The sequence below is a fragment of the Haemophilus sp. UMB1048 genome, assembly GCF_030218125.1.
Taxonomy (GTDB): Bacteria; Pseudomonadota; Gammaproteobacteria; order Enterobacterales; family Pasteurellaceae; genus Haemophilus_D.
Genome location: NZ_JASOPB010000121.1, coordinates 1 through 261 on the forward strand (window position 1 = coordinate 1; position 261 = coordinate 261).

Annotated in this window: 1 pseudogene; it reads right to left on the minus strand. The window is 48.3% G+C overall.

The features are described from left to right. Positions 1–48 precede the first annotated feature (48 nt). Positions 49–261, minus strand: a pseudogene (locus QP437_RS10150) (MFS transporter); the annotation flags it as partial.

The window sequence follows — 261 nt, forward strand, 5'->3', positions numbered from 1 at the left end:
TGTGAAACAAAAGTGTAAGGCGAAGATCGGATGATCTTCGCCAGACTATCAAGCGCGTTGATTGTCTTTCATCAACAAAGCGGTCATTGCGGAAATCAGACATCCAGCCAGCAAATAAATGGCGACGCTATGCCAGTTCCCGGCAAAGTAAGTGATGAGTGCAGCGGCAATAAAAGGTGTAAATCCACCGCCAACCACACTGGCAACCTGATAACCGACTCCAGCACCACTGTAGCGATAACTGGCACCAAACATTTCGGT